The organism is Burkholderia sp. BE12 (assembly GCF_002959955.1).
Taxonomy (GTDB): Bacteria; Pseudomonadota; Gammaproteobacteria; order Burkholderiales; family Burkholderiaceae; genus Burkholderia.
Genome location: NZ_PREY01000032.1, coordinates 45,155 through 62,768 on the forward strand (window position 1 = coordinate 45,155; position 17,614 = coordinate 62,768).

Below are 17,614 nucleotides of genomic sequence, written 5' to 3' on the forward strand. Positions count from 1 at the left end.
TGAACAAGTAGCACGTCATCGGGTTGGCGCGCCGCCACTGAACCAGACCTCTTCCAGATGAATTCCATGGACTCGCCTCGGATTCCGGTTGTACCGCATCGTCCGCTGGCAGGCAGTGATCACCGAACGCTGGTACTCGCCGCGCTAGGCGGGGCACTGGAGTTTTACGATTTCGTGATTTATGTGTTTTTTGCGGCGGTGATCGGTCATCTGTTCTTCCCGCAGTCGATTCCGGACTGGCTGCGCCAGGTGCAGACATTCGGCGTGTTCGCGGCAGGCTATCTCGCGCGGCCGCTCGGAGGCGTGGTCATGGCGCACTTCGGCGATCTCGTCGGCCGCAAGCGCATGTTCACGATGAGCGTGATGCTGATGGCCTTGCCCACGCTGATGATGGGGCTGTTGCCGACCTATGAGTCACTTGGGGTGGCGGCACCCGTCCTGCTCCTGCTGTGCCGGGTGTTGCAAGGCGCCGCGGTGGGCGGCGAGGTGCCCGGGGCCTGGGTATTCGTCTCCGAACATGTGCCGTCGCGTCATGTCGGCTATGCCTGCGGTCTGCTGACGGGCGGTCTTACGTTCGGCATCCTGCTCGGCTCGCTGATCGCATCGGCGATCAACCATCATTATTCGCCCGCTGCAATCAGTGCCTATGCGTGGCGGATGCCTTTTGTCATCGGTGGCCTGTTCGGGATCTTGTCCGCGTTTCTGCGGCGCTGGCTCAATGAAACGCCCGTCTTCATCGAAATGAAGCAGAGCCGTTTGCTGGCCGGCGAAGTGCCGTTGAAAGCCGTGCTGCGCGATCACCGCCGGGCAGTGCTCGTCTCGATGATACTGACGTGGACGCTGACCGCGGCGATTGTCGTCGTGATCCTGATGACGCCGACGCTCGTGGCAAAACGCTTTCATATCGCGCCCGCGCTCGCGCTACAGGCGAATTCGGCGGCCACGCTCTGCCTGACGATCGGATGCGTGATCGCCGGTTCGGTGGCGGGGCGGATCGGCGCCGGTCGCACGATCTTCTTTGGCTGCCTGCTGCTCGGCGCATCGTATTTTCTGATGGTCACGCAACTCTCCACGAATCCGTCGTCGCTGCTGCCGCTCTACGCGGTATCCGGCTTCTTCGTCGGTGCGGTTGCGGCGATTCCGGTTGCGATGGTCAACGCGTTTCCGCCGATCGTGCGTTTTTCGGGCATCTCGTTTTCGTACAACGTCGCGTATGCCGTGTTCGGCGGTCTTACGCCGGTGTTCGTCTCGGTGATGCTGAAATCGAATCCGCAGGCGCCGGAAATTTATGTAGGCGTGCTGTGTATCGTTGGGGCGCTGGCAGGTCTCGCGTTGCGCCCCGTGCGCAAGCCTGTTATCAGCGTGAACGGGCCCTAGGCAGAGGCCGTTGCTGGCGCACCCAGCTTCGCACCGAAGAAATCGCCGAGCTTCGATACGGCGGCATCGACGTACGGCGCCTTGTCGTACAGGGCGACATGGGTGGCGCCTTCAACCCAGAACAGTTCCTTGGGTTCCTGCGCATTGGCGAAGGCGTCCGTCGACATCCACGACGTCACGGCCTCGGTGCCGACGATCATCAGCAACGGACGCGGTGCGATCAGGTCGATGAACCGGAATGCGTCGAAGTGTGCGATGCGATCCACACTGTTCCAGGTGAAGAACCTGGCCGAGCGCGGGTGATGCGCGCGCGGCGAGCAGTAGTACTCCCAGCCTTCGAACAGATGCAGGTTGCCCGTACGTGCCGGCTCTTCAGCCGGGAAAATCGGAAACCCACCCACGCCTTCGCCGTTGACCTCGGCAGTGCGCGCCGCTGCGGCGGCATCGAGCATGCGCTGGAAGATCGCGGGATCCTGCCGACCATCCGCGCCGAAGCGAAACTGCAGATTGATGTCCGCGGCGCTGACCGTCGCCACGGCCTTGATGCGATGGTCGGTGGCGGCGGCGGGAACGACATAGCCGCCAGATGCGCAGATGCCCAGCGCACCGATGCGGCTCGGATCGACGTCGTCGCGTGTCGTGAGGAATGAGACGGCGGCCTTGAAGTCCTCGACGCGGTGGGCGGGATCTTCGAGTCCGCGCGGCTCGCCCCCGCTCTCGCCCTGGTGTGCGGCGTCGAAAGCAAGCGCGATAAACCCTTGCTGGGCCAGACGCCGCGCGTACAAGCCTGCAGCCTGTTCCTTGACGCCGGCGCCAGGATGGCCGACGACGATTGCGGGACGCAAAATCCCGGCTTCGGCAGGCTGAAGATAGAGGTGGCCGGCGAGTTTCACCCCGGCGCTGTCGAAGGTGACGAATATTTTCATGGTCGATCCAGTGGCTTGCAAAAAGAGGCGCTTCCTGCATCGGCTCGCAGTAACCGTCAAGTTACGCCGAAGACTCGTGCGAATCACGATCCACATACATTCGTATGTTCATCGCCTAATGCCCGGGCCGACGTGAAGTCCCGCGCTTGCCACTGCGCCGCGTGCAAGCGGCGACAGCGGAAAGGAATCCAGCAGGCGTGCAATAGCCTCGCTGGAGGCGCCGGGCCGTCATGCCGTGCGCGCGTGCGTCGTGTCGCGATGCCGGTCGGGCGAAGTCGCATCGGCGGTATTGTCGCCTTGGGATTTCGACGGGCTGTTCTGGTCCGAGCGTGCGATCTGCAGCGCGGTGGCGATGTCGTCCGGATAGCGCGGTTCGCTGCGAGCCGGGTTGTAGCCGGCCTGTTCGAGTCGCACGAGATCGGCGCGCACGGCGGCGCGCGTGAGGCTGGGCCCGGCATCGGCGAAAGACACGAGGGGAACGACGGCAAGCACCGCGGCAGCAAGGATTCGAGTGGCTTTCATGTGAGCGCTCCTGAAGTCAAGTGATCGGATCGACCGTCGGACATCCGAATCAGCGTCGTATGTCGCATGTCTTCCGCATGTCGGCAGTAGAACTCGCCAACGTATCCGCCATGTTTCCGCTACCCGGGATTCGTGCATGCTGATGTTTCGGGAGCGGCTCTTGATACGGTGCGATACAAAATCGGGGGGTGCCGTATCAGTCTTGCCGCCACTGCTTGGCTCACTGCGTCACCCTCGATATGGTCCGGGGGCCAAACCATCGATGGTCCCGATCATCCCTTCGTACGAGTAGTCTTGCGCATTCGATTTCGATACCGTGTCTTCACTGCGACGCGGCGTGCGCTCGCAGTTCCGTTTCGCGGCGGCGCTCCGGCGCGTTGCCCGGGAAACCCCATACCGCTCGAGGATGAAGGCAAATGTCGATAAGTGAACGGATCCAGGCGTTCCTCGCCATCAGCGAGGTCTTTCTTCGTGGCGCCGGCCGGGACTTCGCCGACGAAGCGCGCATGACGACCGTGCGCACGATGTCGATGTGCCCGGCTACGGAATCGCCGCTTTCTGACGAGCGATGCCAAGCGACGGAGCCGTGTGGTCGCCATCGCGCAGTGGTTGCCGTGCGGGATTGAACATACGAACGTATGCGGTGCATCATCGGAACGGTTCGTTTCCCCGGCGGCAGATTGTGTGGATCATATTGCGACCGGCCGCCGACCTTGTCGCGATGGGCACGAATCGATGGGTATGTGCTCATGCGGGCGGCCAGTCGAACTCGACGCGCGCGGCCGCGCGTAACGCCACGCCGACGCGTCGCTGCGGCGCTGGCAGCTCGAATGGGCCGGATTTTTGAACAAGAGGAGCCATGATGGCCTATCCACGCACGATGTCCCCGCGCGTCGCGTCGTTCGGGCTACTCGGCGCGCTGCTGACTGCATGCGGATACGGCGCGACATTTCTTCTGTCGATGCATTTTCGTTCGGCAGGAGGCAACGACGTCGATACGGGGGCGGCACTGGCCGAAGCCATGGTCGGTACGCTGATCGGCCTGCCGCTGGTCGCGTGGCTTGCGCACGGAATCGGGGCGGCGCGGACGACCGCGCTGGCTGCGCTGGTCGTCGGTGCGGGCGTCGCCGGCTTTGCCGTGATCGGGCGCACCGGCTCGTTGAGCGTCGTGCCGGGATTGCTGGTCGGCGTCGGTTGGGGCGGGTTCTACCTTGCGGCGCCGATGATGCTGGCGGAGCGGACCACCGATACCGAGCGCGAGCGCTGGTTCCTGCGGTTCGGCTCGTTTCAGATGGCCGGAGTCGGGGGCGGGCCGGCAGTCGCCGCGCTCGCGATTCGCAATTGGCACTGGACGACGGGCGCGGTGTTCTGCACCGTCGGCGGATTGTGCGCGATGGCTGCGTTGATGCTGGAATGCTTCGGGCGCCTGTCGCCTGCGCCGCTCCCCGTCGTGCCGCCGGCACGGGAACGGTGGTTGCGCGAGATGCGTGCGATTGCCCGTACGCATGCGATCTACCCGATCGCGATCATCGCGCTCGGCTCCAGCGTCTTCTCGGGGCTGATGACGTTCCAGATGTCGATGGCGCAGGAAACGGGGGTGAAGGCGGGCACGTTCTTCGGCCTCTATTCGGCAACGGTTGTCGTCACGCGCTGGCTGCTCGGTGCGATCGTGATTCAGCTACGTGTCAGCGCGACCACGCAGATCCTCCTCGGCTTCATGATACTGAGCGTCGCCGTGACCTTCGCCGTGCCGCACAACACGATGCTTCATTCGGTCAGCGCCGTGCTGCTCGGGACCGGGTATGGCCTCATCTATCCGATCGTTCAGGCGCAAGCCGTCAACAGTACCGATGCGCGGCACCGGCACGCGGTGCTGACCTGGTTCGTGGCGTCCTATTTCGTCGGCGTGTTCGGATTCCCCGCTGTCGGCGGACTGGTGCTGGTCAGCATGGGCAAGACGACGCTGCTGCTGCTCATCGCCGCGTGTGGCCTGGCCGCGCTGCTGCTGTCGATCGTCGAACACCGGAAGAGAGCCTCGCTCGTGGCCGTCTGAAGGCACGGGAAAAGTCACCCCCCACTCGCCGGACAAACCGTGCGGATCAACGGGTGAAGATCTTTTCACGCGAAAAAATCTTCATTTGGCCTCGTCTTCAGCGTGACGGTGCCGTCACGGCTTCGTCGAGAATCGCCCGGACTTCGCCGAGCAGCCCGGGGATCGCGCCATGGCTCGTGTGCGTGAGCCGCAGTATGCCGTCGATCGTGCACACGCCGATGACCTGGTCGTCGGCGAAGCCCGAAGTCACCAGCGGGCCCCATAGCGCTTTGAGCGACAAGCTGTCGTAAGCGGCGGCAATGGGCTGATTGCCCAGATTCGACAGCAGAACGTCGAAGGCCAGCACGGCCGACAGGAATCCGGCCGCGTGTTGAACGTTCGGCCGCGCGGACATCGCGGCATCGAGCGTTTTTAGTTCCGCCGCGACGCTCGCGCGCGTTTGAAAAGGTGCGAGATCCTGTTTGATCTTGCGGGCGACGGTCCATAGATCGGTACCGCGCGGGTAGTCGTCGACCGTGATGGTCTGCGTGATGTACGCGCCGTTGGCGATGCCGATTTCATCGGCAAGATGGCGCACGTCGATCGGCGTGACGGTGCGCAACGCGCGCTCGGCCCATTCGCTCGACAGACGCCGGCCTGCTTCGTGAACGGCCGCGGCAACGGCGCCGTGCACGGTGGTTTGCTCGACACGCGCGCGGGCGATGAGCCGGCGCGTCGATTCAGCCGAAAGCTCGACGGCGTCGACACGCGGCACGTCCGCGGCGTCCGGGCGAAACGGCTTGGGCGCGGGCGCCGGCAGTGCGTCGGGCAAGACGGCGGTCCGGTTCAGGTCGGCGTCGAGCACGGCCTCCAGCGACGGCACCAGCGGCAACGGCGCCAGCGACTCGCCCGACAGCAATCGCAGCAGATCTTCGATCAGATACGCGCTGCCCATGCCGTCGACTACGGAATGATGCGCGACCAGGATCAGCGCCGAGTCGCCGTCGCCTTGCAGCACGGTCGCGCGCAACAGCGGCGCTGTCGACCAGTCGAAGCGCGTCGCGATTTCGCGGGCCGCTTCCGCGTGCCACGAAGTTCCGCTCTGCTCGATCACGCGCAATGGCACCACGGCATCAGGTGTGCCATGGAAGCCGGAATTCATCTGCGCGTCCGCGGCGATATAGGTCGACAACAGCGGATGCCTCCGCTGGAGCGCGCGAAAAGCCGCATGCCATGCTGTCGGCGGAAAACGGCGATCGATCTCCGCGACCATGGCGAAATGCGTCGGCCGATTCTGATCGAGCAACCAGAACAGGTGTTCCGTACCGCCGAGCCCGCGGACGAATGCCGGCACGGTCGATTGATCGTTGTCGATTTCCTGTTGCTGGTTCTGCATCGTCTCGCTCCTGCGGAAGAGGTGTCTGCATCACAGAACACGCGAGAACGGATCGCTATTCCGCCATTTTCGGATGACCCGATATGTCGGACTGCTTTTTGGCGTCGTCGGGGCTGTAGGTCACGTAGAGCTTGGTATAGCCCGGCGTGTCGAAATGCCCCGTCCATCCCTTGGGAAGCGTGACGGCTTCGCCGGTCTTCACGACCATCACCGAACCGTCCGACGACGTCAGCTTTACGCTGCCCGACAGAAAGTACAGGAACTCGTTGTACGGCAATCCTTGCGGCCCCTTGATTTCTTCACGCGAAGGCCCGGATCGATAGACGCCGGTCTGGTAAGCCGTATCGGTCGACGTGAACGTCACGACGTCGGCGCTCCGGTCGCCACTTTCGTCTTTTTTCACGACATCGGCGCGAGCGAATATCGCACCGGCCAGCTCGGACTTCGACGCCTTGATCGGCTTGATCGTTTCAGCGCGCGCGCCGGCCGAGGCCATGACGCCGATCAACACCAGCGTTCCGATTGCGTATCTGGTCATCGGTGATTTCTCCTTGGGTCTTCCTGTGGCAACGAGGCAAATGAGCGGGCTCGCCATTGCAGCGTCATTTCATTGGAGCGCCATTCTGTCGGAAAAGCGATCTTCATTTTGGAGCGTTAGCGAAAACGGAACGGCAGATTTGTTTCTTAATGTGTACGAGACCGGAATAGATACATGGCATTGCAATAGCCCCGTTATCAAGACACATGCCGGATACGTGGCCTGGATTTAATGCATCTCAACGACTGGATCCGATCGAGGCACTCGGGCAGACATCGCAGGATGAAGCCGCCACCGAGCGCCCGGACGGATTCTCGACCCTTGAATTGCTCCAGGAGAACGACATGCAAGCAAAGACGATCGCTTTGGCTTTTGCGGCTTGTGCCGCAGTTGCAACCGCTGCTTCTGCTTACGCAGGCATCCCCGTCGACACGAGCGCCAATGTCCAGGGCGCACAGCAAGCGCGCCAGTGGGCGTCGGTCGCGCCGAAGACGAAGACGCGTGCCGAAGTGCGCGAGGAACTGGTGCGGGCACAGAAAGACGGCCAGCTCGCGGCGCTCGACAAGCTCTATCGAGGCGGCTGAATCCCGGCTACCGACGCAACGCCGGTTTCAAGCATCGCCATTCACCACCACTGTCACCCACCCAGTTCAATACGACACCGATCATGAGCCAAGAAACGAAAGTCCTGTACACCGGCAAGACCCGCACCACCGGCGGTCGCGATGGCGCGGCCCACAGCTCGGACGGCCGCCTGGACGTCAAGCTGTCCGGTCCCGGTTCGGCCGCGCCCGGCACGAATCCAGAGCAGTTGCTGGCCGCAGGCTGGTCGGCATGCTTCATCGGCGCGATGGGCCTGGCCGCGCAACGGCTGAAGATTGCGCTGCCGCGCGACACGCATGTCGATGCGGAGATCGATCTGGCCATGAACGACGGTGCCTACTTCCTGCAGGCACGACTGAACGTCAGCGTGCCGGGCGTCGACACCGCCGTCGCGCAAGCGCTGGTCGACGCGGCGCACCAGACCTGCCCGTATTCGAAGGCCACGCGCAACAACATCGACGTCGTCGTCACCGTCGTTTGACTCGCCTGCTGCCGGACCCGCGCACGACGCCGTTTGCGTGATCGGCACGCCCGGCGTGGTGCGCGCTTCCGGCAGGCACTCCCGCGTGTCGCGTATCGATCGCGACATGCGGCCTTCTTCTCGCGCCAGGATACCCATCATGTCATCCACACCGTTTTCTCCCCGTCGACGCCACGTGCTTGCCGCTACCGCCGCTACCGCCGCCGTCGGTGCCATGGGGCTGATTCCCGGGTCGGTGTTCGCCGCAACCGGCAACACGGCCATTCGTCCGTTCAAGGCCAGCGTGCCCGAGGCCGCCCTCGTCGATCTGCGGCGCCGCATCGCGGCGACGCGCTGGCCCGGCAAGGAGACCGTCAACGACGAATCGCAAGGCGTGCGGCTCGCGAGAATGCAGGCGCTTCTCCAGTATTGGGGTTCCGACTACGACTGGCGCAAAGGCGAGGCAAAGCTGAACGCGTTGCCGATGTACATGACCGAGATCGACGGCCTCGACATCCAGTTCATTCACGTGCGTTCCCGCCACCAGAACGCGCTACCGTTGATCATGACGCATGGATGGCCGGGTTCGATTTTCGAGCTGATCAAGGTCATCGGCCCGCTGACCGATCCGACCGCGTACGGCGCCAGTGCGAACGACGCGTTCGACATCGTGATTCCGTCGCTGCCCGGCTTCGGCTTCTCCGGGCAGCCGAAAACGACCGGCTGGGGCTCGGATCACATCGCCCGTGCATGGGGCGAACTGATGGCCCGACTCGGCTACACGCGCTTCGTATCGCAAGGCGGCGATTGCGGTTCGGTGATTTCGCACCGCATGGCGATGCAGAAGGTGAAAGGGCTGATCGGCATCCATGTCAACATGCCGGCCACCGTGCCGCCGGACATCGCGACCTTGCTCGCGCTCGGCGAACCCGCGCCGGGCAGGCTGTCGCCGAAGGAAAAGGCCGCATACGATTCGCTCAACGTCTTCTACAAGGACAATTGCGGCTATTCCGCGATGATGGTCACGCGTCCGCAAACCGTGGGTTATGCGTTGGCCGATTCGCCCGCCGGCCAGGCTGCGTGGATGTACGACAAGATCTCGCAATGGACCTATAGCGGCGGCGTGCCGGAACGTTCGCTCACCCGCGACGAAATCCTCGACGATATCTCCCTCTACTGGCTGACGAACAGCGCGACCTCCGCCGCGCAGATCTACTGGGAAGATCATTCCAACAACTTCAACGCGGTGGACATTTCGATGCCGGCTGCCGTGACGATCTTCCCCGGCGAGATCTATCAGGCGCCGCGCAGCTGGACCGAGCGGGCTTACCACAACCTCATCTACTTCAACGAGGTCGACAAGGGCGGTCATTTCGCCGCGTGGGAAGAGCCGCAACTGCTCGCAAGCGAAGTGCGCGCCGCATTCCGCACGCTGCGCTGAGCAAGCAGGTTTCGACGGCGATCGCCTGCCGCGATCGCCGTCGCGTTCCGATGTCGCCGCAACGCGCGCACCGTGAAGCCAGGAACAGTCATGTCTCGATCCACCGATTCCACCGATTCCACCGATTCCACCGATTCCACCGATACCCGAAAGGCAGCCGCGGCCATCGCGCTGTTGATACTCTCGATTGCATTGCGCCCGCCCATCGTTTCGATCGGGCCGGTGCTCGAATCGATCCAGCAGAGCTTCGGCCTGAGCTACACGCAGGCGTCCCTGCTGACCGCGATTCCGGACGTCTGCATGGGTGTCTTCGCGCTCGCCGCGCCGGGTGTCGCGCGCAGATTGGGTACGGACAACGCGGTCGTGGCCGCGCTGGCCCTGCTGTGTGTCGCGATGGTCGCCCGCGCGCTGGCCGGCTCCGCCGGCGTACTGCTTCTGTGCACCGTCTTTGCCGGAATCGGCATCGCGATTTCGGGTTCGCTGATCGGCGGCTGGGTGAAGAAGCACTTCGCGCGCGACGCGACGTTCTTCATGGGGATCTACAGCGCGGGACTCAGCGTCGGCGCGACGGTCGCGGCGAGCGCGTCGGGTTACATCGCGCTGAGTTTCGGCGGCTGGCGCGTGGCCGTCGCATTGTGGAGCGTGCTTTGCATCACCGCGATCCTGAGCTGGCGCCGGCTGGCCCGGCGCTTCCAGGAGGCGAAGGCCGCCGAAGCGCAACCTCGGCAGCCTGCGCAAGTGCCGGCGGCGGTCGGTCTTCCGTGGGGCAACATCCGGGCGTGGCGGGTCGCGGCTTACTTCGGCGCGAGCCAGTTCATCGTGTACGCATGCTTTGCATGGCTCGCGTCGTCGAGTGTCGAACTGCATATCGAGACGCTGTCGCCCGGTCTGGTATTGGGCCTCTTCACCTGCGTGTTCGCGCTCAGCAGCTTCGGAATGGGCATGAAGGCCGGCCGCTCCACCGATCGGCGCGGCTGGCTCGGCCTCGCGTCGGCCATCACGGCGGCAGGCATCGGCGGGCTGGCATTTGCGCCGACCGCCTATCCGGCGTCGTGCATCGTCCTGATCGCGATCGGACAAGGCATGTGCTTCACGCTCGCGATGACCTTGCCGCTTGACCATACCCATTCGCCCGCCGAGACCAACGCGTGGAGCGTGTTCATGCTCTTCATCGGCTATCTGGTGGCCGCATTGGGGCCGCTCGCCTTCGGCTATCTCCGCGACCGGACGGACGGTTACTTCGCTTCCTATTTCATGCTGTTTCTGGTTGCCACCGGCATCACGCTGATGGTGCCGCTGCTTCGGCCCGCGTCGGCGCCGCAAAGCGAATCCATTCCCACGGTTTCCGAATCGCCCTGATTTCGCAGGGGTTTCGGCCAAATTCGTTATTGGCGGGCGGCAGCGGTGACAGTCGTCCCGCATCGCGTCGTCGGAATAAAGCCGGCATTCGGGTGTTCCGGTCCGCATGCAGGAATGACGCGGAGCGCCGAGCACGCCGGCTTTTCCTGAACGCGCTCCCCGGCCGCAACGAGCCGGGATCGGGCTGTTCGTTCAACACACGACGGCGATGGAATAACTTCGCCGACCAACTGTTTACCAGGGGGTATCGCCCGCTCAATTTCGCCTAAACCCATGGACACATGTCAGATGCTGCAGTTTCTCAACGTCGCCTTGGTCGCACCGCAGGAGGATCGACGTAGATGACCGCAGCCGAACTGTCCGCCATGCTGCCTTCGATGCTCCCGCGTCTGTGGGCATTCGCGCTACGGATCTCGGGTGATCGCCACGACGCTGAAGATCTCGTGCAGTGCGCGTGCCTTCGCGCGCTCGAGCGCGCGCATCAATTGCGACCGGGCACCGCGCCGCTGAGCTGGATGTTCTCGATCGTCCAGTCCACCTGGCTCAACGAACTCCGCGCACGCAGCGTGCGCAGGCGCTCGGGCATGGACTGGGACGACGACTTCCTCGAAACCGTCTCCGATCCCGCTGCACCGACGCTGGAGCAACAGGCCCTGGATGAACAGATCGTCAGGGCAGTGCAGCAGTTGCCCGAAGCCCAGCGCGTGGTCATGCTGCTGGTCGGTGTAGAGGGGCTCAGCTATAGCGAAGCGGCCGACGCGCTCGGCGTACCCATCGGCACGATCATGAGCCGGCTTTCGCGAGCCCGCCAGACGATCGGTTCCCTGTTCATCGATCGACAAGACCGACGTGTGAAAAGCAACGCGAATAGTGAGGATCAGGGGGCATGAAAATAGACGACATCCTGCTCATGGCATACGTGGATGGAGAGCTCACGTCACACCAGCGCGAGGAAGTCGAGAGGGCGATCGGAACGTCGCCCGATATCGCCACACGCGTTGCATGGCTCGAAGCATCGGTGTTGCCGTACCAGCGTGCATTCGAGCAGCAGGAATGGCCGTCGGTTCCGCAGAGCCTGGTGCACAAGGTCGCCGAAATCGCGCAGGCGTACGTCGCGTCTTCGGACGTCGTCGCGCGTGACGTCAGTCGTTCCGTCGATGCACCTGTGCCGCAACCCGAGGTACGTGAGGCGTTCGCCGCGCCGATACGCTCGCGGTTTGGCATGATGGCGCCTTGGCTCGCCGTGGCCTTCGTCGCGGGTGCGTTCTGCTTCGGCGCCATACTGCGCTTCGCGCCGGGCGCGGCGCGAGGTGGCTTCGCACCGCAGGCCGCACCGATGGCTACGCAGACGCGCGCGTCCCCCTGGATCATGGCGGCTGCGAATTATCAACGACTCTATACGCGCGATACCGTCGCGTTCGATTCGTCGAATCCCGCTGTCGCGGCGCATACGGTGGAAAACATTCGCCGTGACGACGGGCTGCCGATACGGATTCCGGATCTGCGCTCGGCGGGGCTGACGTTCAAGCGCATACAGCGCCTGCGCTTCAACGACAAGCCGTTGGTGCAGATCGTCTATCTGCCGGAAAAAGGCATGCCGGTGGCGCTGTGCCTGATGAAGGATGACAAGCCCGACACGGCGCTCGCCCGACAACAGGTCGGCGGCATGGACGTCGTGACATGGCGGCGTGCCAACCTCACTTATGCGCTGATCGCCCCGCCCGGCGACACCGATCTCGGCGCAATCGGCAAGCAGATATCCGAAAATGTCGTGGGGGAAAGGCTAGGTCAGGTGCCGCATGTCGATCTGGCGATCGCGAGTTGAAGGAAATCTCCGCGGCGTACAGCGCATTTCGATCACGCAGCGCGCATTCTGACGTGCAGACGAGCAACTTCGTTCTGCGGACCGGCGGCAAATCGCGCCGTTTTCGGCGGCCGTCCGGGCCGCAAATGACAGCGAACACCTGGCCGCGTCCGATCACGACCTTGCCGCGGCCTTCGCTTCCAGCATCTTCACGAACAGACAGAGCGTCTGATTGACCGGTGTGCCGATGCCGGCGGCAAGGCCGCGCCGAACGACCGCGCCATTCAGATGGTCGATTTCGCTGCGTTTGCCCCGCGCCAGATCCTGCGCCGTCGACGAATACTGACCCGGCGGAATCGTCGCTTCGATTTGCTCGACGATACGCGCCGGCGGGTCTGCGAAGTGGACACCCTCGGCGGCAGCGACGGCGAGGCACTCGGCGACGACTGCGCGCATGGTTTCGCTCAGTGCGTCGCGATGCGGCATTTCGCCCAACGGCAGTTGCACGATCGCCGAAATCGCGTTGTATGCGCAGTTCAGGATGAACTTCTGCCAGAGCGTCGCGCGTACGTCGTCGGCGATCCGGGTGGGAATGCCCGCCGCACGCAGGATGTGCGCGAGCGGTTCGCTGGGCGGCGCTGCTTCGATCGCGAGATCGCCGCGGCCGTGGTGCAACAGATGCCCCGGGCCGGCCATCTCGCTGGCGACATACACCGCCGCGCAAATGACGGGTTGCGAAATCTCGGCACGCAAGAGCGCGGCGTTGTCGACGCCGTTTTGCAGACTGACCACGGTGGCTTCCGGTGCGAGGACGCGGCTTAGCTTGCGCGCCGCTTCGGCGGTATCGCCTGATTTCACGCATACCAGAACGACGTCTGCCGATCGGGCCGCCTCGATATCGGTCGACGCGTTGGCGGGTACGTGCTTGTCGAACGCGCGCGTCTGGAGGCGCAATCCGAAATCGCGAATCGCGTCCACGTGCGACGGCCGGCCAATGAAGACGACATCGTGGCCGTGCAGCCCCAGCATGCCACCGAAGTAGCAGCCAACCGCGCCGGCGCCCAACACTGCAAACCGCATGATTGCTCCAAGGGAACCCGTGAACACTTCACGCATGCACGAAGTGCACGCGCACGACCGCCCCGTGGGGCCGTCCATCCACATTGAACACGCGAGTGCCGCCGTTTATTCCCGAAATCGTGAGAGGCGACGGCACGCTTGCGCGAGTGTTGACCCTGATGGCGGTGGTGAACCGGGCGGCGAGCCGCGCAGACCTCGTGACCCGCGCCGACTCCGGCCGCTCGCTCCCATGGCCGGCTCCTCATCCGCGATTCCCATAACCGGCTCCCATAAGCTCACGCGTCGTCAATGCGCTCGCTGCTTCGACCCCATCACTCGGGCATACCGATGGTCCGCCGCCGCCCCGATCCGGCCAAACCCTTATCCAGCCGTCCATTTCGGGCCGAGCCCACGCAATCTGTGGCCGATTTTGTCACCATGTGGGCCGGATATGACAACGCGAATCGGCCATTGCGGCATTACGATGGGTCACGTCGTCGCCCGGAGCCGGCCGGTTTTGGCGGACCGGCCCGGTAGCGCGCCTCATTCACCGCCTGATTTGGAACATCGACCATGAGCTATAACGCCCCCGTCAAGGACATGCTGTTCGTGCTGAAGGAACTCGCGGGTATCGACGCCGTCGCGCAGTTGCCGGGCTTCGAGGATGCGGGTTACGACACGGCGCAGGCCGTGCTCGACGAGTCCGCGAAATTCTGCGGCGAGGTGCTGGCGCCGCTGAACGTCGAAGGCGATCGCAACCCGAGCAGCTGGAAGGATGGCGTCGTGACCGCGACGCCGGGCTTCGGCGCAGCGTTCCGCCAGTTCGTCGAAGGCGGCTGGCAGGGGTTGCAGCATCCGGCCGAATACGACGGCCAGGGGCTGCCGAAGCTGATTGCGACGCCGTGCATCGAGATGCTGAACGCGTCGAACCTGTCGTTCGCGCTGTGCCCGCTGCTCACCGACGGCGCGATCGAGGCGTTGCTGACGGCCGGCACCGACGAGCAGAAGCAGCGCTACGTGCCTAAGCTGATCTCGGGCGAATGGACCGGTACGATGAACCTGACCGAGCCGCAAGCCGGTTCGGATCTCGCGCTGGTGCGCTCGCGCGCGGAGCCGCAGGGCGACGGTACGTACAAGGTGTTCGGCACGAAGATCTTCATCACGTGGGGCGAGCACGACATGGCGGACAACATCGTCCACCTGGTGCTGGCGCGCACGCCGAACGCGCCGGAAGGCGTGAAGGGCATCTCGCTGTTCATCGTGCCGAAGTTCATGGTCAACGAAGACGGCTCGCTCGGCGCGCGCAACGACGTGCACTGCGTGTCGATCGAACACAAGCTCGGGATCAAGGCGAGCCCGACGGCGGTGCTGCAATACGGCGATCACGGCGGCGCGATCGGCTATCTCGTGGGCGAGGAGAACCGTGGCCTCGAATACATGTTCATCATGATGAATGCGGCGCGCTTCGGGGTCGGGATGCAGGGGATCGGCGTGGCCGACCGCGCGTACCAGAAGGCGGCCGAATTCGCGAAGGAACGCGTGCAGAGCCGTCCGGTGGACGGCTCGGCCAGGCAGTCGGTGACGATCATCCATCACCCGGACGTGCGCCGGATGCTGGGCACGATGCGTGCGCTGACCGAAGGCGCGCGGGCGCTGGCGTATGTGGCCGCCGCGCACAGCGACATTGCCCACCGCCATTCGGACGAGGCGACGCGCTCGCGTCACCAGGCAATCTACGAATATCTGGTGCCGGTGGTGAAGGGCTGGAGCACGGAGATGGTGAACGACGTGGCGAGCCTGGGCGTGCAGGTGCATGGCGGGATGGGCTTCATCGAGGAGACGGGCGCGGCGCAGTACTACCGCGATGCGCGGATCCTGGCGATCTACGAAGGGACGACGGCGATCCAGGCGAACGACCTGGTCGGCCGCAAGACGATGCGAGATGGCGGCGCGGTCGCCAAGGCGCTGATCGCCGAAATCGGCGACACGGTGGCGGCGCTGGGCAAGCTGGAGGGTGCGGCGGCCGCGTCGATGAAGGCGCAGCTGGAGAAGGGCGCACGGGCGCTGTCGTCGGTGGTGGATTACGTGGTGGCGAACGCGAAGCAGGACCCGAACGCGGTGTTCGCGGGCAGCGTGCCGTACCTGAAGCTGGCGGGCGTGGTGCTGTGCGGGTGGCAGATGGCGCGCGCGCTGGTGGCCGCGCAGGCGAACCGTGCGAGCGACGTGGCGTTCTTCGACGCGAAGATCGCGATCGCGCAATGCTATGCGGAGCACGTGCTGGTGCAGGCGAGTGCGCTCGAAGCGTCGATCGTCGGCGCGAAGGGCAACGAGAGCGTGCTCGCGTTGACGGAAGACCAGTTCTGACCGGCTGACGGTCGGGACGCAGCAGGAGACAGGATTTTGACCACACAGGACTTGCTCGCGCAATACGGCCCGCGCGAATCGATGGAATACGACGTCGTGATCGTCGGCGGCGGCCCCGCCGGGCTGTCGGCGGCGATCCGGCTCAAGCAGCTGGCCGCCGAGAAGGGCACCGAGATCGGCGTATGCGTGCTCGAGAAGGGCTCCGAGATCGGCGCGCACATCCTGTCGGGCGCGGTGATGGACCCGCGCGCGATCACCGAACTGTTTCCCGACTGGAAGGAACGGGGCGCACCGCTCGATGTCGAGGTGACGGAAGACCGCTTCCTGTTCCTGTCCGAGAAGAGCGCGGTGACCACGCCGAACTGGGCGCTGCCCGAGAACTTCAAGAATCACGGCAATTACGTGATCTCGCTGGGCAACGTCACGCGCTGGCTCGGGGCACAGGCCGAAGCGCTGGGCGTCGAGATTTTCCCGGGCTTCCCCGCCGCGGAGATCCTCTACAACGACGACGGTTCCGTGAAAGGCGTCGCGACCGGCAACATGGGCGTGGGCAAGGACGGCGAGCCGACCGAGAACTTCCAGCTCGGCATGGAATTGCACGCGAAGTACACGCTATTCGCCGAAGGCTGCCGCGGCCACCTCGGCCGCCAGCTGATCTCGAAGTTCAAGCTCGACGCGAACGCCGATCCGCAGGCGTACGGGATCGGCATCAAGGAACTGTGGGAAATCGATCCCGCCAAGCACAAGCCGGGTCTCGTGATCCACACGGCCGGCTGGCCGCTGAAGTCGGATACGTACGGCGGCTCGTTCCTGTATCACATGGACAACAACCAGGTGGTGGTCGGCTTCGTGGTGGGCCTGGGCTACACGAACCCGTACCTGTCGCCGTTCGAGGAGTTCCAGCGCTACAAGACGCATCCGTCGATCCGCGCGTTCCTCGAAGGCGGCAAGCGCGTGTCGTACGGCGCGCGGGCGATCACGGCGGGCGGGCTGCTGTCGCTACCGAAGACGGTGTTCCCGGGCGGCGCGCTGATCGGCGATGACGCGGGTTTCCTGAACGCATCGCGGATCAAGGGCAGCCACGCGGCGATCAAGACCGGCATGCTGGCGGCCGACGCCGCGTTCGACGCGGTGCAGGCCGGCCGTCAGTCGGATGAACTGAATGCGTACCCGGATGCGTTCAAGCAATCGTGGCTGTACACGGAGCTGTACCGCGCGCGCAACTTCAAGCAGTGGATGGCCAAGGGCCTGTATCTGGGCACGCTGATGGTCGGGCTCGAGCAGAAGGTGATGGGCGGCAACGTGCCGTGGACGCTGCATCACCAGCATGCGGATCACGAGATGCTGAAGCCGGCGTCGCAGTGCGAGCCGATCGCGTATCCGAAGCCGGACGGCAAGCTGACGTTCGACCGGCTGTCGTCGGTGTTCATCTCGAACACGAACCACGAGGAGAACCAGCCGGCGCATCTGACGCTGAAGGATGCGAGCGTGCCGGTGAACGTGAATCTGCGCACGTACGCGGGGCCGGAGGCGCGGTTCTGCCCGGCGGCGGTGTACGAGTTCGTGAAGAACGACGACGGCGGCGATCGTCTGGTGATCAACGCGCAGAACTGCGTGCACTGCAAGACCTGCGACATCAAGGACCCGACGCAGAACATCGTGTGGGTCACGCCCGAAGGGGGCGGCGGGCCGAATTACCCGAACATGTAACGCAACGCATCCCCGCGCCCGCG

15 protein-coding genes are annotated in these 17,614 nt (G+C 64.4%); 10 read left to right on the forward strand and 5 right to left on the reverse strand.

Going from position 1 to position 17,614, the window contains the following annotated elements; translation table 11 throughout:
- Positions 1-57 precede the first annotated feature (57 nt).
- Positions 58-1,377, forward strand: a complete 1,320-nt coding sequence (locus C4B30_RS28210; protein ID WP_027786175.1) for an MFS transporter — start codon at positions 58-60, stop codon at positions 1,375-1,377.
- Here the strand turns inward: C4B30_RS28210 and C4B30_RS28215 are convergent.
- Both C4B30_RS28215 and C4B30_RS28220 read right to left on the reverse strand, forming a co-directional pair.
- Positions 1,374-2,303 carry an alpha/beta hydrolase gene (locus C4B30_RS28215; RefSeq protein WP_027786174.1) on the reverse strand — a complete coding sequence of 310 codons (930 nt, stop codon included), beginning with the start codon at positions 2,301-2,303 and terminating at the stop codon, positions 1,374-1,376. The two genes, C4B30_RS28210 and C4B30_RS28215, sit on opposite strands and share 4 nt — an antisense overlap.
- 228 nt (positions 2,304-2,531) lie before the next feature.
- Positions 2,532-2,825 carry a DUF4148 domain-containing protein gene (locus C4B30_RS28220; protein ID WP_027786173.1) on the reverse strand — a complete coding sequence of 98 codons (294 nt, stop codon included), beginning with the start codon at positions 2,823-2,825 and terminating at the stop codon, positions 2,532-2,534.
- A gap of 859 nt (positions 2,826-3,684) precedes the next feature.
- On the opposite strand from C4B30_RS28220, the gene C4B30_RS28230 reads away from it, so the two are divergent.
- On the forward strand, positions 3,685-4,878 hold the full coding sequence (locus C4B30_RS28230; protein ID WP_080681405.1) for an MFS transporter: 1,194 nt from the start codon (positions 3,685-3,687) through the stop codon (positions 4,876-4,878).
- Between the two features lie 97 nt (positions 4,879-4,975).
- Here C4B30_RS28230 and C4B30_RS28235 read toward each other — a convergent pair whose 3' ends face one another.
- Positions 4,976-6,253, reverse strand: coding sequence for a phthiocerol/phthiodiolone dimycocerosyl transferase family protein (locus C4B30_RS28235; protein WP_027786171.1), 1,278 nt, complete (start codon positions 6,251-6,253; stop codon positions 4,976-4,978).
- Positions 6,254-6,308: 55 nt separating this feature from the next.
- The gene (locus C4B30_RS28240) at positions 6,309-6,791 is read right to left on the reverse strand and encodes a cupin domain-containing protein (protein ID WP_027786170.1); all 483 of its coding nucleotides are present in this window, start codon (positions 6,789-6,791) and stop codon (positions 6,309-6,311) included.
- A gap of 344 nt (positions 6,792-7,135) precedes the next feature.
- On the opposite strand from C4B30_RS28240, the gene C4B30_RS28245 reads away from it, so the two are divergent.
- The 6 genes from C4B30_RS28245 to C4B30_RS28270 all read left to right on the forward strand — a co-directional run bounded on the left by C4B30_RS28245 (position 7,136) and on the right by C4B30_RS28270 (position 12,479).
- Entirely contained in the window at positions 7,136-7,375 is a 240-nt protein-coding gene (locus C4B30_RS28245; RefSeq protein ID WP_027786169.1) for a DUF4148 domain-containing protein, read from the forward strand.
- Positions 7,376-7,458: 83 nt separating this feature from the next.
- The gene (locus C4B30_RS28250; protein WP_027786168.1) at positions 7,459-7,875 is read left to right on the forward strand and encodes an organic hydroperoxide resistance protein; all 417 of its coding nucleotides are present in this window, start codon (positions 7,459-7,461) and stop codon (positions 7,873-7,875) included.
- A gap of 139 nt (positions 7,876-8,014) precedes the next feature.
- Positions 8,015-9,295, forward strand: coding sequence for an epoxide hydrolase family protein (locus tag C4B30_RS28255; protein ID WP_027786167.1), 1,281 nt, complete (start codon positions 8,015-8,017; stop codon positions 9,293-9,295).
- 90 nt (positions 9,296-9,385) lie between these two features.
- The gene (locus C4B30_RS28260; RefSeq protein WP_105133250.1) at positions 9,386-10,654 is read left to right on the forward strand and encodes an MFS transporter; all 1,269 of its coding nucleotides are present in this window, start codon (positions 9,386-9,388) and stop codon (positions 10,652-10,654) included.
- Positions 10,655-10,995: 341 nt separating this feature from the next.
- A complete protein-coding gene (locus tag C4B30_RS28265) occupies positions 10,996-11,544 on the forward strand; it encodes an RNA polymerase sigma factor (RefSeq protein ID WP_027786166.1) in 549 nt (182 codons plus the stop codon).
- Positions 11,541-12,479: an anti-sigma factor gene (locus C4B30_RS28270; RefSeq protein ID WP_027786165.1), complete on the forward strand. Its 939-nt coding sequence runs from the start codon at positions 11,541-11,543 to the stop codon at positions 12,477-12,479. Before C4B30_RS28265 ends, C4B30_RS28270 begins: the two co-directional genes overlap by 4 nt.
- Positions 12,480-12,632: 153 nt before the next feature.
- Here the strand turns inward: C4B30_RS28270 and C4B30_RS28275 are convergent, their stop codons facing one another.
- Positions 12,633-13,538: a ketopantoate reductase family protein gene (locus tag C4B30_RS28275; RefSeq protein WP_027786164.1), complete on the reverse strand. Its 906-nt coding sequence runs from the start codon at positions 13,536-13,538 to the stop codon at positions 12,633-12,635.
- 552 nt (positions 13,539-14,090) lie between these two features.
- Here C4B30_RS28275 and C4B30_RS28280 point away from each other — a divergent pair.
- Both C4B30_RS28280 and C4B30_RS28285 read left to right on the forward strand, forming a co-directional pair.
- Positions 14,091-15,881: an acyl-CoA dehydrogenase gene (locus C4B30_RS28280; protein WP_027786163.1), complete on the forward strand. Its 1,791-nt coding sequence runs from the start codon at positions 14,091-14,093 to the stop codon at positions 15,879-15,881.
- Between the two features lie 81 nt (positions 15,882-15,962).
- Positions 15,963-17,591 (forward strand): electron transfer flavoprotein-ubiquinone oxidoreductase, encoded by a 1,629-nt coding sequence (locus C4B30_RS28285; RefSeq protein WP_373558218.1) that lies wholly within the window; start codon positions 15,963-15,965, stop codon positions 17,589-17,591.
- The last annotated feature ends 23 nt before the right edge of the window (positions 17,592-17,614 follow it).